18 protein-coding genes are annotated in these 23,141 nt (G+C 36.7%); 11 read left to right on the top strand and 7 right to left on the bottom strand.

What is annotated here, in order from left to right:
* The first annotated feature begins 200 nt into the window (after positions 1–200).
* Both GSB9_00947 and GSB9_00946 read left to right on the top strand, forming a co-directional pair.
* Entirely contained in the window at positions 201–1,445 is a 1,245-nt protein-coding gene (locus tag GSB9_00947; protein ID UKM64399.1) for an alginate export family protein, read from the top strand.
* A gap of 237 nt (positions 1,446–1,682) precedes the next feature.
* Entirely contained in the window at positions 1,683–3,218 is a 1,536-nt protein-coding gene (locus GSB9_00946; protein ID UKM64398.1) for a YifB family Mg chelatase-like AAA ATPase, read from the top strand.
* Positions 3,219–3,330: 112 nt separating this feature from the next.
* Here the strand turns inward: GSB9_00946 and GSB9_00945 are convergent, their stop codons facing one another.
* The gene (locus tag GSB9_00945; protein ID UKM64397.1) at positions 3,331–3,855 is read right to left on the bottom strand and encodes a DUF5004 domain-containing protein; all 525 of its coding nucleotides are present in this window, start codon (positions 3,853–3,855) and stop codon (positions 3,331–3,333) included.
* A 139-nt stretch (positions 3,856–3,994) separates the two neighbouring features.
* On the opposite strand from GSB9_00945, the gene pxpA reads away from it, so the two are divergent.
* From pxpA to GSB9_00942, 3 genes are read left to right on the top strand one after another with little or no spacing between them, the layout of a single operon-like run.
* Positions 3,995–4,735, top strand: coding sequence for a 5-oxoprolinase subunit PxpA (gene pxpA / locus GSB9_00944; protein UKM64396.1), 741 nt, complete (start codon positions 3,995–3,997; stop codon positions 4,733–4,735).
* A gap of 3 nt (positions 4,736–4,738) precedes the next feature.
* Positions 4,739–5,470, top strand: coding sequence for a 5-oxoprolinase subunit PxpB (pxpB, locus tag GSB9_00943; protein ID UKM64395.1), 732 nt, complete (start codon positions 4,739–4,741; stop codon positions 5,468–5,470).
* Complete coding sequence (locus GSB9_00942; GenBank protein UKM64394.1) at positions 5,463–6,311, top strand: biotin-dependent carboxyltransferase family protein; 849 nt, start codon at positions 5,463–5,465, stop codon at positions 6,309–6,311. Before pxpB ends, GSB9_00942 begins: the two co-directional genes overlap by 8 nt.
* Before the next feature lie 2 nt (positions 6,312–6,313).
* On the opposite strand, the gene deoC is transcribed toward GSB9_00942, so the two are convergent.
* Complete coding sequence (gene deoC, locus GSB9_00941; GenBank protein UKM64393.1) at positions 6,314–7,051, bottom strand: deoxyribose-phosphate aldolase; 738 nt, start codon at positions 7,049–7,051, stop codon at positions 6,314–6,316.
* A 337-nt stretch (positions 7,052–7,388) separates the two neighbouring features.
* On the bottom strand, positions 7,389–9,995 hold the full coding sequence (clpB, locus tag GSB9_00940; GenBank protein UKM64392.1) for an ATP-dependent chaperone ClpB: 2,607 nt from the start codon (positions 9,993–9,995) through the stop codon (positions 7,389–7,391).
* 239 nt (positions 9,996–10,234) lie between these two features.
* On the opposite strand from clpB, the gene ytxJ reads away from it, so the two are divergent.
* The 5 genes from ytxJ (at position 10,235) to GSB9_00935 (ending at position 14,400) form a co-directional block, all read left to right on the top strand.
* Positions 10,235–10,624: a bacillithiol system redox-active protein YtxJ gene (gene ytxJ / locus GSB9_00939; GenBank protein ID UKM64391.1), complete on the top strand. Its 390-nt coding sequence runs from the start codon at positions 10,235–10,237 to the stop codon at positions 10,622–10,624.
* 1 nt (position 10,625) lies between these two features.
* Entirely contained in the window at positions 10,626–11,021 is a 396-nt protein-coding gene (locus tag GSB9_00938) for a gamma-glutamylcyclotransferase (protein ID UKM64390.1), read from the top strand.
* 239 nt (positions 11,022–11,260) lie between these two features.
* Positions 11,261–11,881, top strand: coding sequence for a hypothetical protein (locus GSB9_00937; protein ID UKM64389.1), 621 nt, complete (start codon positions 11,261–11,263; stop codon positions 11,879–11,881).
* Positions 11,882–12,077: 196 nt separating this feature from the next.
* A complete protein-coding gene (locus GSB9_00936) occupies positions 12,078–12,716 on the top strand; it encodes a hypothetical protein (protein ID UKM64388.1) in 639 nt (212 codons plus the stop codon).
* 244 nt (positions 12,717–12,960) lie between these two features.
* On the top strand, positions 12,961–14,400 hold the full coding sequence (locus tag GSB9_00935) for a PQQ-dependent sugar dehydrogenase (GenBank protein UKM64387.1): 1,440 nt from the start codon (positions 12,961–12,963) through the stop codon (positions 14,398–14,400).
* Between the two features lie 904 nt (positions 14,401–15,304).
* On the opposite strand, the gene GSB9_00934 is transcribed toward GSB9_00935, so the two are convergent.
* Positions 15,305–16,483, bottom strand: a complete 1,179-nt coding sequence (locus GSB9_00934) for a hypothetical protein (protein ID UKM64386.1) — start codon at positions 16,481–16,483, stop codon at positions 15,305–15,307.
* 124 nt (positions 16,484–16,607) lie between these two features.
* A complete protein-coding gene (gene fahA / locus GSB9_00933; GenBank protein ID UKM64385.1) occupies positions 16,608–17,891 on the bottom strand; it encodes a fumarylacetoacetase in 1,284 nt (427 codons plus the stop codon).
* Positions 17,892–18,105: 214 nt separating this feature from the next.
* On the opposite strand from fahA, the gene GSB9_00932 reads away from it, so the two are divergent.
* Positions 18,106–19,377, top strand: coding sequence for a serine hydroxymethyltransferase (locus tag GSB9_00932; GenBank protein UKM64384.1), 1,272 nt, complete (start codon positions 18,106–18,108; stop codon positions 19,375–19,377).
* A gap of 261 nt (positions 19,378–19,638) precedes the next feature.
* Here GSB9_00932 and GSB9_00931 read toward each other — a convergent pair whose 3' ends face one another.
* Both GSB9_00931 and GSB9_00930 read right to left on the bottom strand, forming a co-directional pair.
* Positions 19,639–21,453 carry a beta-glucuronidase gene (locus GSB9_00931; GenBank protein UKM64383.1) on the bottom strand — a complete coding sequence of 605 codons (1,815 nt, stop codon included), beginning with the start codon at positions 21,451–21,453 and terminating at the stop codon, positions 19,639–19,641.
* Positions 21,454–21,505: 52 nt separating this feature from the next.
* Complete coding sequence (locus GSB9_00930) at positions 21,506–23,068, bottom strand: hypothetical protein (protein UKM64382.1); 1,563 nt, start codon at positions 23,066–23,068, stop codon at positions 21,506–21,508.
* Positions 23,069–23,141: the final 73 nt, after the last annotated feature.

Here is a 23,141-nt window from a genome sequence, read left to right as displayed (position 1 = left end):
TAAAATGACTTCGATTCTAATATTGTAAATAGGGAGTCAAAAATACAAATCAAATTTAGTGGTTCATTAGGGCTGTAAAACATGAGAAATGTCATAGCCATTGGTAGACTACAGCTATAAATTTGTACAAAAATTAAAAACAAAAACCAATCACAATTATTAACAAAACTCAAAAAAAAACAACTTAAAACGAGAAAACCATGAAAAAACAATATCTATTATTAGCACTTTTATTGGGGTGCTTACAATTTGCACAAGCTCAGTTTACACTAGAAGGAGAATTTAGACCGCGTAGTGAATATTTCGGAAATGGTGGTAATTTTACAGGAGGGAGTTTTCCGGCCCAAACAGCTACAGATGCTGATGAAGGTTTTATAAGAACCTCTGTAAGAGCGGCTTTAAAGGCTCAGTATGCATCGGAAACTTACACCTTGTTTACTAGCTTCCAAGAAGTATTTGTATTTGGAGATAGGCCTCAAATTGCTACTAACGGAAATGGTAACTTTAGAATTCAAGAAGCTTGGGCAGATTTAAAATTAGGAGAGTCTTCAAGTTTAAAAGTTGGTCGTCAGCCATTATCTTATGATGATCAGAGAATACTAGGAGGCCTAGGTTGGGCGCAACAAGCTAGAACACATGATGCTGCTGTGTATAAATACATGAAAAATAAATTTAGTTTAGATATCGGTGGTGCTTTAAACACTACAGCTGATGAGGTATACAATACTTCTGCATTATTTTCTTATAGAGATATGGTATTCTTGAGAGCAAATAGTAAAGGAGAAAAGTTCAATATTTCTTTTTTAGGATTAGTTAATACCTTTCAAGATTCTAATGTGGACGGTTCCAATAAGTCTAGCTTAATTACTGCTGGGGTTCATGCAGATTATAATGTAGCTGACTTGTCATTAGCCGCAAATCTATATCTTCAAGACGGAGAAAGATTAGGAGGAGTAGATGTTAAAGGTGCACTTTTGGCAAGTTTATTGGCTAAATATAAATTTTCTGATAAATTAACATTAGGAGCTGGTTATGAATCTATTTCCGGAAGAAAAGATGATTCTGCAGCATTTTTCCCGCTATACGGTACCAACCATGCTTTTAATGGTTTAATGGATAGATTTTATGTTGGAAACCACGGGAATGCTGGCGGGTTAAATGATTTGCAATTATCTCTTGCTACTAAAATCTCAGGTGTGGCGGTTAGTTTAACAGGTCATTACTTTACGGAAGTTGAGGATGTTGATGCTTTTGATGGAAAAGATTTAGGAACAGAAATAGATTTAGTATTAGCAAAAAAATTCAAGGAATTTAAACTGGTTGGTGGTTATTCTCATTTCTTCGAACCAAGTGAGATAGCTGATGTGCCAGGAGTGAAATCTACTCAAAACTGGGCTTGGGCCATGTTAATTATTAAACCAAAATTCTTAAACGGAACCAACTAAATAAAATTCGTTTATCTGGTTAATTGGAGAAATCATTTTCATTTTAATGTTAATTAGTTTGATTATCCAATTTCAACGGAATCCCACCATTGGTGGGATTCTTTTATGGGACGAAACTAAACAGAAAGCGTGACATTTAACACTAAAAAGAAAGGAAATCCGGCAATCTAATGAATATAATATGACAACGTTTAAAATACATTTCTTACATTTAAGCAGTAAAGGAATAGGAATGTTATGCTTAAAAAAGTTTTTGGAAGTGCTGTTTTTGGTGTTGAAGCGACAACGATTACTGTAGAGGTAAATGTAGATGGAGGTATAGGATACCATTTAGTCGGGTTGCCCGATAATGCGATTAAAGAGAGCAATTACCGTATTGCGGCTGCTTTGCAAAACAATGGTTATAAAATACCTGGAAAAAAAATTACCATCAATATGGCGCCGGCCGATTTACGAAAGGAAGGCAGTGCTTACGACCTCACTTTGGCCATTGGTGTTTTGGCGGCATCAAAACAGATTGAAGCCAAAAATTTAGAAAAATACCTGATTATGGGTGAATTGTCGCTTGATGGCAGTTTGCAACCCATAAAAGGCGCATTGCCCATTGCCGTTAAAGCCCGCGAAGAAGGCTTTAAAGGTTTTATTCTGCCAAGTATGAACGCCAAAGAAGCAGCTATTGTTAACGATTTAGAGGTTTATGGTGTTGATAATATCAAGCAGGTCATAAATTATTTTGATAAAAGCGAACCTCTAGAGCAGACCATAATCAATACGCGTGAGGAGTTTACCAAAAGTTTGGATTTTCCAGAATTTGATTTTTCTGATGTAAAAGGTCAAGAGGGCATTAAGCGCTGTATGGAAATTGCTGCGGCTGGTGGGCATAATATTATTTTGATTGGTCCACCCGGGGCAGGAAAAACGATGTTGGCCAAGCGTTTGCCAAGTATTTTGCCACCCATGACCTTACACGAAGCGCTGGAAACTACAAAAATCCATTCGGTAGTGGGAAGGGTAAAAGACACGGGGTTGATGGCACAACGCCCTTTTAGGAGTCCGCATCACACAATATCGAATGTTGCCCTTGTTGGCGGTGGTAGTTTTCCACAGCCTGGTGAAATATCTTTATCCCATAACGGCGTTTTGTTTTTAGATGAATTACCTGAATTTAAACGTGATGTATTGGAAGTGTTGCGTCAACCTTTGGAAGACCGTGAAGTAACCATTTCGCGAGCAAAATTTACGGTTACATACCCATCGTCGTTTATGTTGGTGGCTAGTATGAACCCGAGCCCTGGAGGCTATTTTAACGATCCCAATGTACCTGTAACATCAAGTCCTGCTGAAATGCAACGTTACTTAAGTAAAATATCCGGCCCCTTGTTAGATCGTATTGATATTCATATTGAAGTGACTCCTGTACCTTTTGAAAAACTCTCGGAAGACCGAAAAAGCGAATCGTCTGTTGAGATAAGAAAACGGGTAACCGCCGCACGACAAGTGCAAACTGAGCGTTTTAAAGATTCAGAAAATGTGCATTACAATGCGCAAATGAACACCAAGCAAATTCGGAAATATTGTGAATTGGACGATGCTTCTAAAGACTTGTTGAAAACCGCTATGGAACGGTTGAATTTATCGGCTAGAGCCTACGACCGTATTTTGAAAGTTTCTAGGACCATTGCCGATTTGGAAGGCAGCGAAAATGTAAACGGCGCGCATATTAGTGAAGCCATTCAATATAGAAGTTTGGACCGAGATGGTTGGTTGGGGTAAGTAAAAGAAGATTCAACAAATGAAAAGAGGCTATTCAAAAGTAATCTTTAATTTGTTTTCAATGATTAGCTTTTAAGAACAACCTCATTAGTTTTCTTCCAAAAAATACTTTTTATAGCGATTTACCAAAAGTAAATGTGGTATTGGTTGTAATGGTGACACCGTTAATATCAGTAAAATTATAAGTACCATCAAAAGAAAATTCGGTGTTTTCTTCGTTAATTTCTAGAGATATTAGTTGTCTGGAACAATTAGCTACAAGTACTAGGTTATTGGTTTCTCCCAATTGCCAAGTGCCCGAAGCTTCCTGTTGGTTATCGCAGTCGGTGGCTGTTTTTCCTAACGAATAATTGTAACTTCTGTCGGTTCCAAAAATATAAACTAAGTTGTTTTCGCAATCGCTAAACTGACTGTATATATCGGTGCTCGGGTTGTCTGTGTTGTCGTCAGTCAAGTCTAGTTCTTCTTCAGATACAATACTTTGCAAAGTCCATGTGCCGGCAAAGGTGTTTTCTGTGTCAGACAAAGCGCCAGTAATGGCTTCAGGACACTGAATATCGTCCGTTCCCGTATCACAACTTACAAACAAAATGCCCATGGCAATTAAACTTTTTACTAATAAAATAGTTTTTTTCATAATTCAATATATTTTTTTAAATCATGTATTAGATGTGAAAATTAAAAATAGTTGCGTGAAAAGGTTTATAATATTTTCTTAAAATAAGTTTTGCTGCTTTAATTCTTGAAATTCCCATTAGAATGGCTAAATTAGTTATGTGGAAAATCTAATTATCGATATTAATGTAGATGTGGGTGAGGGCATGGGCAACGAGGCGGAACTCTTGCCTCATGTATCATCATGTAACATTGCTTGTGGAGGGCATGCAGGGGATTTAAAAACAATGCGCCATGTCGTTAAGTTGGCCAAGCAGTACCGCGTTAAAATAGGAGCACATCCGTCATTTCCAGATAAGGAAAATTTTGGAAGAACGGTTATGGAACTACCCTGTGTTGCACTTTACACGGCAGTAAAAAATCAAATTAAAGATTTGGTTGCGGTTTTAAAGGAAGAAAACGCAACGCTGCATCATGTTAAACCGCATGGAGCACTTTACAATCTCGCCGCTACCGATGAAAAAACAGCGCACGTAATTGTTGAAGTGATGAAAGCCTTGGCAATACCAGCCGAATTGTATGTGCCTTATAATTCGGTGATGGCACGTGTGGCCATTGAAAATAATATACCTGTTTTTTATGAAGCTTTTGCAGACAGGAATTATAATGCCGACTTGTCGTTGGTTTCGCGAACCGATGATAATGCAATAATTCACGATATTGATGCGATGTTTCAGCAAGTATTCAATATTCATGAAAACCAAAAAGTAAAAACAGTTTCGGGAGCATGGGCAACATTAAAAGCCAACACATTTTGTTTACATGGCGATCATCCCAATGCCGTAAATATGGTAAAAAGGTTGTCGGAAAAATTACAGAACAAGGGGTACAAGATAAGATAATAAATGAATTTTCAACTTGTTTACAAGCCTTACGGGGAGCACGTCATTTTAGTGGAATGGCCAGCAGAAATTCGCGAAGATATTCTTACTGATTTATTGCGTTTTAAATCTGATTTAATGTGGTTAAATATTGAAAACATAACCGAGGTACGTACAGCGTATCACTCTGTTTTGGTTGTGTACTCGCATTTTGAAACAGGCCTTAAGGAAGAAATTGAGCGATTGAAGTCTATTTATTCAGCCAAAGGAAATAAGACAAATTTAAAAGCGACATTATGGAGAATACCCGTATGTTATGATGCTTCTTTTGGCATTGATTTAGAGATTATTTCAAAAGTCAATAAACTATCTGTTAGTGATATAATTAAAATGCATAGCGATGCTATTTATAGGGTTTACTTTATCGGGTTTTTGCCCGGGTTTTTATATTTGGGCGGTTTGAACGAAAAATTGAGCATAGGCAGAAAGGCAACGCCTAGGTTGAAAATAGAAAAAGGCGCGGTAGCTATAGGTGGTCATCAAACAGGTGTTTACCCTAGTGCAAGTCCGGGAGGATGGCATATTATTGGCAATTCACCCATCAATTTTTTTAATATGGAAAGCGAAACCCCTTGTTTTGCTTCAGCAGGCGATCAAATAAAATTCTACCCCATATCGATTAAAGAACATCAGGATATTAAAGCTTTGGTTGATGCCAATGTTTACCAAATAGAAAGCGAGGTGATTGATGGTTAAGGTTTTAAAACCAGGCATATATTCGTCTGTTCAAGATTTAGGGCGCTTTGGCTATCAAGAGTTTGGCGTACCGTATTCGGGTGTTATGGATAATTACGCGGCTAAAATGGTGAATCTGCTTCTAGGTAATCATGAAAATGCAGCTGTTATTGAAATGACTATGATGGGGCCTACTTTAGAATTTAAAAGCGATACTTTAATCTGTATTTCTGGTGCGGAAATGAGCCCAAAATTAAATAAAAAGGCTGTTTCAAAAAATGAAGTTATGGAAGTTTATAAAGGCGATGTGTTGTCTTTTGGTAAATTGAAATTAGGTTTTAGGTCTTATTTGGGTGTTTCGGGCGGGTTTAAAACAGAAGCCATTATGCAGAGCAGAAGTATGTACGAAGGCATTACTTCGGTTTCAAGACTACAAAAAGGAGAAGAGTTGCCTGTAGAACACAAAACTATAAGCAATTTGAATAAATATGCCCATTTAAAAGTTAATCAAGATTATTTAAAAACTGATACTGTTGAAGTTTTTAAAGGTCCTGAGTTCGGTATGCTGTCTAAAAAGCAACAAAACCTGTTGATGAAAACAGGATTTTCTATTTCAAAAGAAAATAATCGAATGGCCTACCAATTGGTAGAACCACTCGAAAATGATTTAAAACCCATAATTACTTCTGCCGTAATGCCGGGTAGTGTTCAGTTAACACCGTCGGGCAAACTTATTGTTTTAATGCGCGATTGCCAGACAACGGGCGGTTATCCAAGGGTGTTGCAGTTAACCGAAAATGCCATTAATGTTTTATCGCAAAAGTTTACTGGGCAAAACATTAAATTTAAAATTATCGAATAAAGCTATATGGTTTTTGTCGTAGCGTCTTTTTTGTTATTGCTTGTAGGGTTTGTCTTTTCAATGTAGTGTTTAAAAACCTCGGTGTTTCTTAAGCTAACACCATCATCATTAGGTGCTATTGTAGCCGAAGTGCCAATTCTGTCGGCACCAGCATCAATATATTTAAGTGCTGTTTCAAAGTCTCTAATACCACCAGAAGCTTTTATTTTAGCTCTGTTTTTTATTGTCTTTTTAATAATTTTTACAGCGGTTAAAGTGGCGCCGCTTTTAGAAAACCCTGTTGAGGTTTTTATAAAATCAACATTGGCATCCAAACAGATTTCGCAAGCTTTGATGATTTCGTTTTTACTCAATTCAGAAACTTCAATAATAACCTTTAAGGGGATGTTGCCGGCAGCCAATTTCACATCAGTGATATCTTTTAATACTGCCATGTAATTTTTGCTTTTAAGATAGCTTAAGTTGATAACCATGTCTATTTCATCGGCGCCATCCTCAATAGCTTTTTCTGCTTCGAAAACTTTTGAAGCGGTGGCCATAGTGCCTAAAGGGAATCCTACGGTAGAGCAGACTTTTACTGAAGTTGGTTCTAGCATTTGGCTAGCTAACGCGACATAACAGCTGCTCACGCAAACACTGTAATAATTTTGTTCTTTGGCAGTTTCGCATAATTGAATGATGTCTCGGCTTGTGGCCGTTGGTTTTAATAGGGTATAATCAATGTAACTTGAAATTGTCATTTTTTAGGGATTTTTTAATTTGATTGGTTACAGTAGAGAAAGGGTGTCTACTGTTGCTATTAATTAAATTAGTTAGACAACTAACATAGAAACTAAATTATGTAATTTTTGTTTAAGTTTTGAATGAACTTTTAATTTTTAGATTAACGGTTGCCAAACAATGTATTTAACAGATTTAATGGAAAATTATTTTATAATTAGGCAATTTTTTTTATTGACTAATAATAAAACAAAAAGCAACACGCATCCATAAATGGATTTGTGTTGCTTTTCAACTAACCAACCAAACTAATAGACGTCTTATAACTTAAAATGTTACAAAATGTGCTATTAAATTTTAAAGTTCTTCTTCTACAAGGTCGCCTTGGTTTCTAAAAACCAATTTATCGTCAAACGCATCCAATAAAATGATGCTGTCTGTGGTTACTTTTCCAGAGAGTATCTCTTTGCTTAATGCATTGAGCACTTCTTTCTGGATAACGCGTTTTACGGGTCTGGCACCATACTCTGGGTTGTACCCTTTTTCGGCTAAATAGCTTATGGCTTCCTGGGTAGCATCAAAAGTAATACCTTGTTTTGCAATCATTTTGGTTACGTTTTTAAGCTGTAGACCAACAATGTCAATAATGTTTTCCTTGCTTAATGGTGTGAACATGATTGTGTCGTCAATACGGTTTAAAAATTCTGGACGAACCGATTTTTTCAACAAGCCTAAAACATCAACTTTCGCACCTTCTGTGGCCGTTTCAATATCTTTTGTGTTGTCGAAATGTTGCTGTATCAATTCACTTCCGATATTGGAGGTCATGATAATGATGGTGTTTTTAAAATCGGCCACACGTCCTTTGTTATCTGTTAATCGACCTTCATCCAATACTTGTAACAAGATGTTGAAAGCATCGGGATGCGCTTTTTCAATCTCGTCGAGTAGCACCACCGAATATGGTTTTCTTCTTACCGCTTCGGTTAACTGGCCACCTTCATCATATCCTACGTATCCTGGGGGCGCACCAACCAATCTGCTTACCGCATGACGTTCTTGGTATTCACTCATGTCTATTCGGGTCATGGCGTTTTCGTCGTCGAACAAATATTCGGCCAAGGCTTTTGCCAATTCGGTTTTACCAACACCTGTAGTACCCAAGAACAAAAATGTTCCGATGGGTTTTTGAGGGTTTTGTAAACCGGCCCGACTTCTACGTACAGAATCACTCACGGCTTCAATAGCTTCTTCTTGTCCAACTACTCGTTTATGAAGTTCGTCTTCAAGCTTTAATAGCTTTTCGCGTTCGCTTTGAAGCATTTTGGTTACAGGGATACCTGTCCATTTGGCAACAACTTCGGCGATATCATCATAGGTCACTTCTTCTTTTATCAGTGAATTTTCACTTTGCTCCTGTAGCTGCTTTTGATAAACTTCCAACTGCTCTTGCGCTTGTTTTATTTTACCGTATCGCAGTTCGGCAACTTTACCGTAATCGCCTTCGCGTTCTGCTTTTTCAGCTTCCAATTTATAGTTTTCAATATCCTGTTTTGTGTTTTGGATGTTGTCAACGACTTCTTTTTCACTTTTCCACTTGGCATTGATTTCGTTGCGCTCTTCTTTTAAGTTCGCCAAATCGGAACGTAAACTTTTAAGCTTCGCTTCATCCTTTTCACGTTTAATGGCTTCAATTTCAATTTCAAGCTGCATGATTTTTCTATCCAAAACATCCAGTTCTTCGGGTTTGGAGTTGATTTCCATACGCATTTTTGAGGCCGCTTCATCCATCAAGTCGATGGCTTTATCGGGCAAAAAACGGTTGGTAATGTAGCGTTGCGACAATTCAACCGCACCAATAATGGCATCATCTTTAATACGTACTTTGTGGTGTGTTTCGTATTTCTCTTTAATACCTCGCAAAATTGAAATTGCACTTTCGGTATCGGGTTCGTTAACGGTTACCTTTTGGAAACGACGCTCAAGTGCCTTATCTTTTTCAAAATACTTTTGGTATTCGTCTAAAGTAGTCGCTCCAATAGCGCGTAACTCACCACGGGCCAGAGCCGGTTTTAATATATTGGCGGCATCCATAGCGCCTTGTCCGCCACCAGCACCAACCAAGGTGTGGATTTCGTCTATAAACAGCACAATGTCGCCATTGCTGCTTGTTACTTCTTTAATTACGGCTTTTAGGCGTTCTTCAAATTCACCTTTATATTTCGCACCAGCAATTAATGCGCCCATATCAAGGGCAAAAATTTGCTTGTCCTTTAGGTTTTCTGGAATGTCGCCATCAATTATACGATGCGCCAAACCTTCGGCAATGGCTGTTTTACCTGTACCGGGCTCACCCACCAAAATGGGATTGTTTTTGGTACGACGTGATAAAATTTGGAGAATCCTACGGATTTCTTCATCACGACCAATCACAGGATCCAACTTACCATCTTTAGCCAATTGGTTTAGATTTTTAGCGTATTTATTCAATGAATTATAAGTGTCTTCTTGGCTTTGCGAAGTAACACGTTCGCCTTGTCTTAGCTCATTAATGGCGGCTGTAAGGGTTTTTTCAGTTACCCCTTGGTCTTTTAGCATCTGCGCTATTTTACTGTTCGATTTAAAAACAGCTAAAATCAAATGCTCGATAGACACATAATCATCTTTCATTTTTTTAGCGATGATAGATGCTTCGTTAAGTGTTTTTCCGGCTTCACGAGATAGCATGAGTTCACCACCAGAAACTTTCGAGAAACTTTCTAGCTGTTTATCCAAAGCTTGTTGCAGTATAGAAACGTTAACATTCAACTTTTTTAAGAGGAACGGTAAAACGTTTTCATCAACCTCGAATATTCCTTTAAAAAGGTGTTCGTTTTCAATTTGCTGATGCCCAAAGCCTTGCGCAATTTGCTGCGCTTGCTGAATCGCTTCTTGCGATTTTATAGTATAATTATTCAGGTTCATATCTTTGTTTTTTTATGTTTTTATTCCTGCGTTTTAAACAGGACTATTTTTATTGTTTTACATTTACAACATGAATAAGTCAATTATCTTACCAACTCAATCAAGAAGACAAAATGTCTGCTAATTGCTGATTTATAGTGACTTTTTGTCGGTTTGTAAGTTTGGGTATTTGTTCCGACTTAGTATATTATTAAAAGAGATTGCCGCTTTTGCGGAAAAGAAAATAGAAATTAAAATTAATGGGATTATTAAATAAATTATTCGGTAATTCTGAGACGTCTAAAGAAGAAAAAACATTGTCTTGGATTGCCTTGAACGACTTAACTCAATTGGAGGATATTCAGCAAAAATCAACTGCCAAAACACAAGTCATTTTTAAGCATTCTACACGTTGCGGAATAAGCCGTATGGTAAAAAAGCAATTTGAAGGCGATTACAAATTCAGCGAAAATGAAGCCGATTTATATTATTTGGATTTGATTTCCTACCGAGATATTTCCAACGATATAGCCAATAAATTTCAAGTAAGACATGAATCACCGCAATTGTTGGTCATTAAAAATGGTACGGTAACAGTTCACGACAGCCATGGTGCAATTAACAATATTGATTTAAGCCAACATATATAAAATGGCAATCGATTACCTGTTTGTTTACGGTACGCTTCTTAAGGATTCCAAGCACGACATGGCCCAATTCCTGGAAGCACATTCCGAATGTTTGGGTGATGCTTATTTCAACGGGAAATTATATATGGTGTCATGGTTTCCAGGAGCTGTTTTGAGTGATAACCCATCCGAAAAGGTTTACGGAAGAGTGTTTAAGTTGAATAAAGACCCTAGTATTTTTGAAGCGCTAAATGATTACGAAGGTGTCGGGGAACACTATCCGGAGCCTAACCTATACCGTAAGGAGCGGGTGACCGCTTATTTAAGCGATGGGTCAGAACTTGCAGCTTGGGTTTACATTTATAATTTAAGCGTTTCTAATTTGAAACAAATTGCTTCAGGGAAATTTTTTGAATGATTAATATAAACGATTTGTTCTAAATATTGAAGTTCAGATGTTTGAGTAATCCATTCGTCATTTTAGCTGTTATTTCAAAAAAAACGACTGTACATCATATCTAATAAAACGGTGTTTTGTAAGATTTATAAATGTTTTTAGTAAGAAAATTTTAGTTTAGTGGCCTTTATCATGTAAACGCTCAAAAAGCGACTGTATGTAAAGTAAAAAAATAAAATAATAACCACTAAACAAAACGAATGAAAATTATTAAAGCTGCCTTTTTGTGTATTGCCATTATCTCTTTAACCAGTTGTGCCTCAGGTTACAAAATGATTTCGCCAGAAACTGTTAATTATGTGTCTGCGCACGAAACAGATAATGTAAAGCTTCAGTACAAGTATGATTTATTGGAAAAAAAGTATGCCAAAAAAGAAGTAAAAAAAGGCGTCAAGATTGTTGCGCTTAAAATTACTAATAATTCAGACAGAGATTTGGTGTTTGGTAAAGATGCGGTACTTGTTTATGGTAATGGCTCGGAAATTTATGTTATGGACAACGAGAAGGCCTTTAAAACGTTAAAACAAAGTGTGCCAACGTATTTATTGTATTTGCTACTAACTCCCGTAAACTTATATACCTACCAAACGAACGCTTATGGAGTTGAAGAAACAACCAGCTCAACGCCCATTGGACTAGTGGTTGGGCCTGGGATAACGGCTTTAAACATGATTGTTGCAGGTTCTGGAAACAAAAAGTTTAAGTCGGAGATGCTAAATTATAATATAAACGGAACCCTAATTAAAAAGGGTGAAACCAAATATGGTTTGATAGGAATAAAGACGGATTCATTTGACGCTTTGGAGCTTAAAATTAAATAAACTTTTTAGTGAGCCGACTAAAGCTCGGATAGTCAACAACAGTTTTTTAAAATATATTTAGCGTCCTTTTTGGGCGCTTTTTTATTGATAAAAATTAAAACATAGCTCAAAAAGGTGTAAAACGCTGATATTTATCATGTTTAAGGTTCTAACTATTAATTATTTTTATGCTTAGCGAGCCATAAACTACCTGGCAATGGCATTTTTAAAAACACTTAAAAACCTTGTTTATCCCGTTACGTTGTTAACTGGCATTACGTTTTTAAGTTTTGTTGTTAGCATAGACGCGATATACATCGGTTTTACTCACGAAAGCCCAGCTATTATTTATGCTGTTTTTGCCGTTCCAATTACTATTTTTATTATGAGTTTATACGCAGTAGACAGAATTCTGGTAAAAAAGATGGCCTATTACAAATTACTGATTTCAGAATTGGTAGTTCTGGTTATTATTGCTTTAGCCGGTTACTTTGTGCATAGCTATAACAATGTATATACCAATGTGCGGGTTTCTACCACCGAAGACTATATACTGGTACTGTTTGATACCGATGAAAAAAGTTTAGATAAATTTAGTAAAAAGGGCCTTTTAGGAAGGGAGCGCCTTATAGAGGATGCTAACATCGTCCACTTGGGTAAATCATTAGCTTCAAAACAAGATTTACGGGTTGTGCCACCAGATTCTTGGATGGGTACTTATAGAATCTACGGAACGTATCTGTTTCAAGGTGATTCTATCCATTATAGTTATATTTTAAAAGAAAATTCTGGCAATGATTTTGTACGTGCTTCCCAAGTTTATATTGATAGTTTAATAGCTGGGGCATTGCATTAAATGTATAGCAAATAAGATTCCAAGCACCTAATTCTTAATAGCGCTACGTATTTAATTTTAGCTAGAAAACTGTAACTCCGCTTAATTGTACTTAATTGGTTATAGTATTTATTAATAAAATGAATGTAGGCTAAATTTCATTTTTCTTCTGTGTAATAAGTCTGTTTTTATAAATGGGTCAATAATTATTCTTTATATTAGTCTTTTGTATCTATTGTATCTATATGAATTAACTGCTATGAATATGAATTCTCACTACAGTCATTCACGTGTTCAACGATTTTTTCTATTTTCTATTTTGGTGCTTTTTAATCTGTCTTTATCTTCCCAAGACTTTTCCAAAATGAAGGTAGCGGATATTTACAAGAATCTTTGTTCCAGTTGTCATGATTCAGGTGCTATAGGTGGTAGTTTAACTGATGGTATTTGGAAAAGCGAAAATAGCGACTATGCCATATTAAAGTCCATCAAATATGGTATTCCTGAAAAAGGAATGGTAGCCTTCAATAATACTCTTACAGATGAACAATTAAGGGCTATTGTGGTTTATATAAGAGAGCTGGAAGCCATGGGTGAAAATAATCCAGCCAATAAAAAAAATTATAGTGGTGCCAATGGTATCATTCGTACACAGTATCACACTTATAAGGTTAATAAATTGGTAGAAGGTTTTAGAACGCCATGGTCTATTGCTTTTCTTCCAAATGGTGGAAAGTTGGTGACGGAAAGATTGGGTCCTGTATATCTTATTAATGCAGATAATGAGCTTGATACAATTCCGATTGAAAACACTCCTAAGGTGATTTTTGATGGTCCAGAAGGAGGCATGATGGATATTGCTCTTCACCCTGAGTATAAAAATAATGGATGGATTTATTTAGCATTTGCAGATGGATGGCGGGATACAGATGGTAAGTCATGGTCGCAAACGGCAATAGTTAGAGGTAGAATAAAGAACCATAAATGGATTGACCAGGAATGGATTTATAAAGCAGATTCTAAATTTTATATGAGGTCTGGTGCTCACTATGGCACGCGTATAGCCTTTAAAAATGGTTATTTGTATTTTGTAATTGGCGAGAGGGGAGCTATGGGCCAAGCACAGGATTTAACAAGACCAAACGGAAAAATCATGAGGCTTCATGATGATGGCAAGATACCAACCGACAACCCGTTTATTAATGATGATAGAATACTAGACGCTATATGGAGTTATGGTCACAGAAACCCGCAGGGTCTGGTTGTAAGTTCAAAAGATGAGCTTTATGCCACAGAACATGGAGCGAGAGGAGGTGATGAGTTTAATCTAATAATTAAGGGCAAAAATTATGGCTGGCCAGTAATTACTCATGGAATTAACTACAATGGTCAACCTATAACTTCTAAGACAGAACAAGAAGGTATGGAGCAACCACTGATACAGTGGACGCCTTCAATTGCACCTTGCGGATTAACTCAATATCAAGGAGAAGTATTTCCAGACTGGGATAATGATTTTTTTGCTGGAAGCCTAAAAGCCGAAGAACTCCGTAGGATACGCATTAATGATGGTCAAGTAGTGGAACAAGAAATTATTCTGAAGGGTATGGGGCGTATTCGAGATGTTAGAACAGGGCCAGACGGTACAATTTATATATTAACTGATGATCCGGCGAGGCTTCTTCAGATGGTTCCGGTGAATTGAAATTATTCAGAGTTAACTGATTTTCTAATTTTGAGTAGTGCTACTTTTGAATTTTTTAGTAAGAAAAATCTAACTTAGTTTATTTGTCCTACAGGAGAGATTACCTTAGTGGTGATAGGGATTTTAATTGTACTGCAAGTGAATAACTGGAATAAGCATCAACAATAAAGGGAACTTGAAAAGAGATACTTCTTGAAATTCATAATAATCTTAAGAATGACATTATTACATTAGAGGATGACATGAACGGTTTTCGGAAAATAATGGAGACTGATTCTATCCTTATTAACCATTTTCAATCTAATTACCCATACACCGATTCCATAGGTGCACTTCTCCATGTCGCTTAAATGAGTCCTCATCTTGTCTCATTTAAGAGTAGTTACAAATTATTGGAATCTAAAGGGGTTGAGGTCATATCTGATAATTCGTTACGAATGTCAATCACGCATTTATATGGGTGGAATAAACCTTATTATGGCATCTATGGTGCGGAAAGATTCAATATCATGAAATCTATCATTCAACCCCATTGGGCAATAGCATTTCTACATTGAAGAATATAACAAATTTTATGGTTAAAAAAGGGTGCCAATAAATTATAATTCATTACTGGAAGAAACTGAGTTTATAGTGCTTATTCAAACCATTTTTTACAAGCCGAAATCATAATGGGAAATCTGTAAAACTATACCAAGAAATAGGAAACATACAAAAAAATCGAGGAATATATGGAGACATCTTTTGGTAATGACACTATAACATTGAATTGATGTTAAGCAATACAAATTTCATGTTAAGTATAGGTGAATTTAGAATAAAGGAATCTATGATGTTTTAAATGTAAAGAATAACAAAAGCACATAAAACGCCCAACCTAAGTTGGGCTTTTTTTATGTGTTTATCAATTCAAAGAATACGAATTCATAATATTTTTAAGCTGGAGCTTAAGGTCTTCTCCGGAGTCGTAAATCATTTGCTCTTCGGTTGGGAAGGGCACGGCACGGCGTTGTAAAAAAGGGAGTAATGTGGTTTCCAAAGCACGGCGATCGCCACGGGCATCGGCGTAAATATGTTCGAATACAAATTCGCTATCTACTGGAAAGGCATCGGTTAGTTGTTTGGTGTTTAAATTGTAGTATTCAACATTTCCGGTTACCTGTACGGCTTTAAATTGTGTAAACTCGTAAAACTCGCACCTAACTGTTTTTAGGTTGTCAACCTCAATGGCATTGCCCAAACTATCTTTAACCTGGTTGCCACGTTCGTCCAATAGCAATTTTTTGCCATCAACAATTTGCTTTTCCTTGATGATTTGGCGCTCCTTAACTTGTTCTGGTGAGGTGTTAATTTCACGTAGGTTTACGCGCATATTGTAATCGTATTTAACCGCTTTCGTTGGCGTGTTATGGTACACGGTCCAAAGATTGTTTAATCCGTAAGTGCTAAAGTTCAATAAATCGTCTTCCAAACGTTGTGGAATTACTTTTTGGGTATCATTAATCATTTCAACCAATACAAAATCGGTGCCTTTTTGGTGGGCAACATCCATTAGTTGACGCACATCTTTGTAGTTGGGATTAATGTTTTCAATTTCTTGAAATTGCTCGAAGGCCATTCTAAAATCTAGTTTGTTATTCGATTTTAATAATGCTACAGCATTGTTATAGATTTGGTCTGAAGCACTGTTTTTTGCCGCGATAATATCACTATGATAATTTGAGAAGTTAAAACGCACTTCACGGCCGTTGGCATAAAGCGGCAATATGGGTTTGATGCGTTCTTGCCTGTTATCTAAGTCTACATAAGCGTCGTAGATACGGATGTAATTTTCGGGATTGCTGTCTTTTTTTAGAAAGGCTATATTATCTAAATCTCTTGCTGTAGCTTTATTAAAAGCTTCCTGAAGCATAATAATAAATTCTTCTTTGCTCTTTTTGTCTTTGTTGGTGCGTAGTTTTCCCAAAGCATAAGAAATAGCTTGGTCGTAGTTGCCCACGCTCACCGCTTTTTCAATTTGTTTACTGGTGCTGCAGGCTAACACCGTAAGGGCCATAATACTGAAAAGTAAAAGTTTTTTCATCGGTTATAAGTTTTGGTTTATTTGGGTGTCGTTTCAATTTTGGTGCCAAAATAAACAAATAGCCGATGAAAAACTAATATATCCGATTAAATGAATTAAAAACTAATATTTTGTAAATTAAAAATTACTTTTTGTTAAAAACAGGAAGCAGTTTTGTAGAAACTTCACCAAAACCTATGCGGGTTCCGTCGTTTTCACAATAACCACGCATAATAACGGTGTCGTTATCGTTTATGAATTTACGTTCGCTGCCATCTTTTAGTTTGATAGGTTTTTCGCCTTTCCAAGTCAGTTCCAGCATAGAGCCGTAGCTATCTTCAGTTGGTCCTGAAATGGTTCCGCTCCCCATCATATCACCCGAATTTACTGGGCATCCATTAGCCGTATGGTGCGCTAGTTGCTGCACCATGTTCCAATACATGTACTTAAAGTTACTTTTGCTAACCACAGTTTCTTTAGCGCCATTGGGTTGAATAGATACTTCTAAATTAATGTCGTAGCTTTTTTTGCCTTTGTATTTTAAATAATCCAATTGCGGTTTAAGTGGTTTTGGACCGGCTACGCGGAAAGGCTCTAATGCATCAAGCGTAACGATCCAAGGTGAAATAGAGGTTGCAAAACTTTTGGCCAAAAACGGCCCCAATGGTACATACTCCCACTTTTGGATATCGCGGGCACTCCAATCGTTCATTAATACGAGTCCGAAAATATATTCTTCGGCTTCGGAAATAGGAATGGGTTCGCCCAAATCGTTAGCATCGGTAGTGATAAATGCCATTTCCAATTCAAAATCTACTAATTTACTCGGGCCGAAAACAGGTTCGGAAGCACCGTTTGGCAAGGTTTGTCCTTGTGGGCGACGAACAGGAATGCCGGATGGAATAATGGACGAGCTCCTGCCATGATACCCCACTGGGATGTGGAGCCAGTTTGGCAATAAAGCATTATCAGGGTCTCTAAACATACTGCCCACGTTGGTAGCGTGTTCTATACTCGAGTAAAAATCGGTGTAATCTCCAATTTGTACAGGCAGTTGCATTTCTATTTCATCTAGCCTAAACAAAACCGTTTCCTTGTGGCTTTTATTATTTTTTAAGATATCGTTGTTGCTATCGAATATTTCGGCAATACGGTTTCTAACGGCACGCCATGTTTTTCTGCCGTCGGCAATAAAGTCATTTAGTGTGTCTTGCAGAAAAATATCGTCGGTTAAAGCTATACCATCAAAATATCCCAATTGGTGCAGTGCGCCCAGATCTATGGCGGTATCACCAATGCGCGTGCCAATGGTTATGATATCATCACGCGTTAAAAACACACCAAAAGGAATGTTTTGAATTGGGAAATCTGAATTTTTATCAACGTGCAGCCACGAAGTTCTATCTGGGTTGTTTGCGGATAATGGCATGACTTTATTCTGTTTTATTTAGTGTTTGTTTTTATGTCTTGTTATCAAACCTACATAATTTTTTTATTTTAAATTAAAAAAACATGAAAAATATGAAGCGGAGAGAGTCGTTAATAAAGCCGTTAAAAACTTCCCACTAAATACTGTTTTTTTAGTGTGTTTAAGTAATCTATTTGTTATTTTTGCCGAATATTTAACAAGAACATAATATTATATGCAACGCGACGAACAAATTTTTGAACTTATACAGGCCGAAAAAGAGCGCCAATTACATGGTATTGAATTGATTGCCTCTGAGAATTTTGTAAGCGAACAGGTTATGGAAGCTGCAGGGTCGGTATTAACCAACAAATATGCTGAAGGTTATCCGGGAAAACGCTATTACGGAGGTTGTGAAGTGGTTGATGAAGTAGAACAAATAGCTATAGATAGAGCAAAAACCTTGTTTGGTGCAGCATACGTTAACGTTCAGCCGCACTCTGGTAGCCAAGCAAACACCGCTGTTTTTGCTGCTTGCTTGAAGCCAGGAGACAAAATATTAGGTTTCGACTTATCGCACGGTGGCCATTTAACACACGGATCGCCAGTAAACTTTTCTGGTAAATTGTACAACCCGGTTTTTTACGGTGTTGAGCAAGAAACAGGTGTTTTAAACTACGATAAAATTCAAGATATTGCTACCAAAGAACAACCTAAATTAATTATTGCTGGGGCTTCTGCGTATTCTCGCGACATCGATTTTAAACGTTTTAGAGAAATAGCCGATAGTGTTGGCGCTATTTTATTAGCCGATATATCGCACCCTGCTGGATTAATTGCTAAGGGTATTTTAAACGATCCGCTTCCGCATTGCCATATTGTAACTACAACAACTCACAAAACATTGCGTGGACCTAGAGGAGGTATGATAATGATGGGGCAGGATTTTGAAAATCCTTTCGGAATTAAATTAAAGAATGGCAACTTGCGTAAAATGTCATCTTTATTGGATTCTTCGGTTTTTCCCGGAAATCAAGGGGGGCCTTTAGAGCACATAATCGCTGCTAAAGCAATTGCTTTTGGTGAGGCTTTGACTGATGACTTTTTGAACTACCAATTACAGGTCAAGAAAAATGCTAGCAAATTGGCAGATGCCTTAGTTGAAAAAGGTTATAACATCATTTCTGGAGGAACCGATAACCATTGTATGCTGATTGATTTACGTAACAAAAATCTATCTGGTAAAGACGCCGAGCAAGCTTTGGTTAAAGCCGATATTACAGTGAACAAAAACATGGTGCCTTTCGATGATAAATCGCCATTTGTAACGTCGGGTATTCGTTTGGGGGTGGCTGCTGTAACTACACGTGGATTGATAGAAGATGATATGGTAATAATTGCTAACTTGTTGGATGAGGTTATTGCCAATTTTGAAGATGACGATACTTTAGAAGCTGTAAAAGGTAAAGTAAACGGTATGATGAAAGATAAACCTTTATTTGTTTAGGCTTAATTACATACATATAAAAACAGAAATCCTGCCATCTGGCAGGATTTTTTATTTTTATAGTTGTTAAAGATTACTTTCTGTTCAGTTATTAATTAATTGGAATATATCATCCCTATTTCAAACTAGGAACATGAGTAGGAATTTAATAATTATAAGATTTCTCATTGCTCGTGCTTCATGCTATCGAAATGACAAAACGTTATTTTTAGACTTTTGGAACAGAGAGAACAGCTTTGTACTTATTTAATCGAAGTATGGTTACTTGGTTTTATAGTAGTTCTGTAAAATAAAAAAAGCTTTTTTCTTTTGCCCTTTTTCAGAAATAAGACCTTTTCGATTCCATCCATCTTGAATGCCTCGCAATTGCCTGAGAGGCGACATAAAATCGACAAGAATCCACGGTGTCATACCAGCAAGACCGTCAATTTTATCAAACATCGCAATGCTTTCTTTGTAGTGGTATTCTTGAAATTCTTCACTCCATCGGGTAAATTTATCAGCATGAAAGCCTTGTAAAGCACCGCTGCCAAACTCACTTATTATAATAGGTTTTTCATAACCAGATGTAAACGATTTTTTTCTGGCTTCCTCGGGTAAACCACCATACCAACCCAGATATTCATTTAAACTGATAATATCCAGTTTTTCGATAAGTGGGTCGTTGTAAGTGTAAATGCTGTCTGGATGTCCATCCGTTTTTTGGTCTTTTTTTATGGCTGCGGAGATTAATCGGGTACTGTCTATATTTCTAACATAACTGGCCAGATCAGATAAAAAAGCAGTCCGCTGTTTATTTGGTGCTGTTTCATTGGCTATTGACCAAATAATGGAACTGGCACGGTTATAATCTCGGTTGATAAGTTCAGTATATTGTTTTTTTGCTTTTTTAAGAACTTCAGGGTTGTCCCATTCAATGCCCCAATACAAGGGCAACTCTTCCCAAAGTAAAATCCCTTTTTGGTCAGCAAGACGTACGATGTTTTCTTGGTGGGGATAATGGGCTAACCTTAAAAAGTTACACCCCAGTTGTTCGGCCCAATCCAGCATTAATTTTGAATCGTCAATACTATTGGCTCGGTCTTTTCTCAGTGGATTTTCATCGTGTAAACAAATGCCCTTTAAAAAAATGGGTTCGCCATTCAGTAAAATTTGTTTACCAACGGCTTCGATGCTCCTGAAACCAATTTGATCTTCGAGTGTGTCATTGCCAGCCTTTACAATCACTTGGTATAGTTTAGGATTTTCAGGCGACCATAATTCAATGTTTCTGGCTTCAATTGAAAAGCTCGTTACACCGTTTGGATTGGTTTTAATCATTTGGTTTACATTCAATTCAGGAATTTCTATTTTGAAACTTTCAGGAAAATGGTTGCCAACAAGCTTAATTTTACCTTCTAATTTTTTAGATTTTTTGTTAAGCGTGGTTTTATCAAGTGCTATAAAAAAATTCCCGATAAATGTTTTGGGTACCTCAATTAATTTAACATCTCTAGTAATGCCACCGTGGTTAAACCAATCTGTAACTTCAGCCGGTATATTATCTGCTTTTCGAGTGTTGTTAACTCCAATAATTAAAAAATTATCTTTTGCTCTAAGTAAATCGGTAATTTCAAATGAAAATGGCGTAAATCCGCCCTCGTGTTTTCCAATAATTTTACCGTTAAATGTAACGGTGGAGATGTAGTTGGCGGCACCAACATTTATGAAATAGCGTTTGTTAGGGGAGATGTCGGTTTTGTTAAATGTGCGTTTATACCAAATATTACCTTCATAATACTTAAACTCTGGTTTTTGGGAGTTCCAATTGCCGGGAACCCAAAGGGTTTGACTTGAATCAAAACTATACTCTATGCGGTCAGTCTTATCTTTAGGAGTTGCATTTTTGTAAATAGGCATAAAGCCTAGTCTTCCAGTTTGGTAGCGGTCAAGAATATATTCCCATTTACCGTTTAAACTGGTGTAGGTTCGGTTTTGAGTGTTTGAAATGAAAATATCTTGGGCTTCAACAGAGCCGAAAGACATTAAAATGAATAAGAAAAACAGGATTTTTCTTTGATGCTTAATAGATGCCATGAATATTCTATTTATGTTTGGTTAATGCCATACAGAACGTATTACATTATATTTATTCCTCAGGAAAAATAATATGTTGATAAGCTCCCAAGTCTGGCACACTGGTTCGGTCTATATTCAATATATCATAAGGTACTTGCGTAGCAAATGAAGCTATTCCTTTGTTTATAGCGGCAGATTCTTCGCCAATGATTAACATGTTTTCATTAGCATTTAAAAAATTTGGATCTTGGTTAAAAATATTGCCTTCGTAATGATTGGTGTCGTTTAAGTCGTAATTTGGTCCTGTTAAATTGGTATTTCTGTTATCAAATCGGATAAGGCAATTGGTAAACTTAAAGTTAAACTGAACGTTGTCGTCTTCTAATTCTTCCAACAAAATTTCGGGATTATCATTTCCATAAATAATGCAGTTATTGAAGTTGGCTTCGGTTAAATCAGCCAAGGCTGCATTATTTTCTTCATCTAAGACAAAATTGTTCAGTAATACTGCCGGGAATTGTCTCGCACTGGTATTCCAATAATTGGCAATAGTACTGTGTGTAAAATTGTATTTTCCGCCCAAAGTACCTGCAAAAGAAGATAAACCGGATTTGTTGATAACCACATTTTCGCCTAAAATGGAAGTGTTTCTCCCTATAATGCCAAAACTACTGGAATTATAAATTTGCGAATTCGTTATGGTTAATTTATCATTGCTTTCGTTGGGGTTGCCATCAGATAAAATGCCAATGGTGGCATTTTTTATGGTGGTGTAATTTATGGTGTTGTTTATACTGCCATCCAATAACCAAATAGCACCCCATTGGCCCGGTACATCGCTGTACAAGGGTTCTAAGCGGTCACCTTCAAAAATAACTTCGTTTTCAAGTAATTCTTGGTCGGTACTATAAGCGCCATTTACATTTATGGAAGCCCCGTTAGAAACGATAATGCCCGAGTTATCATGAAAATGAAGTCGCGCACCAGCTTCAATCGTCAATGTTTCACCTTCGGGAACAGCAGCAAACCCATAAATGACATAGGGTTTTTCGTTGGTAAAGATCAATTCTTCTGGAAGCAATTCGCGCCCCTGTAAATCGGTTTCTACCGATTCTCCTCCTATATTAAGCGTAAGCGTTTCAACAATTTTGGTAGTTTCGTCACGGTCAGGATAAATAAAAATGGCGTCTTTAACCAAAGTCACTAATTCAACTTTTTGCAGATTGCTACCAGCATCAAATTCAATTTGATCGGTGTATAAATACTCACCATTCGAATTGGGGAAATTGTTGATGTCGATTGTTGATTCAACAAAAATATACAAACTATCGTTTCCCAGAATTTCAATATTTTCAAAGGATTTACCAGCTATACCATCAACATTTAATCGGTAGTTTGAAGCTTCGCCTAGTGCCAACCGTAAGGAAGGAATGGAAATATCGTTATCACTTTTATTGTACACAGTTAAATTATAGGTGCTGGAGCCAATGTTAGTAAACACAGTATCGAGATAAACAGTATCTTTGGAAAACTCGAGTTGCCCGGTACTGGGAGAAAATTCAAAATCTTTTCGGCAGGAACTCCAAAGTAATAAAAAACTTAAAGTAAGTGTAAAGTAAAAGTAACGTTTCATTAAAGGCGTATGTTTTATAGGCTAAAAATATAACTTTTGAAGGGATGATTTATTATGGAAAGCTGTAAAAATT

The sequence above is a fragment of the Flavobacteriaceae bacterium GSB9 genome (genome assembly GCA_022749295.1).
Classification (GTDB): domain Bacteria; phylum Bacteroidota; class Bacteroidia; order Flavobacteriales; family Flavobacteriaceae; genus Flavisericum.
Note: the sequence above shows the minus strand (reverse complement) of the source record. Positions and strands in the feature narration are given on the sequence as shown.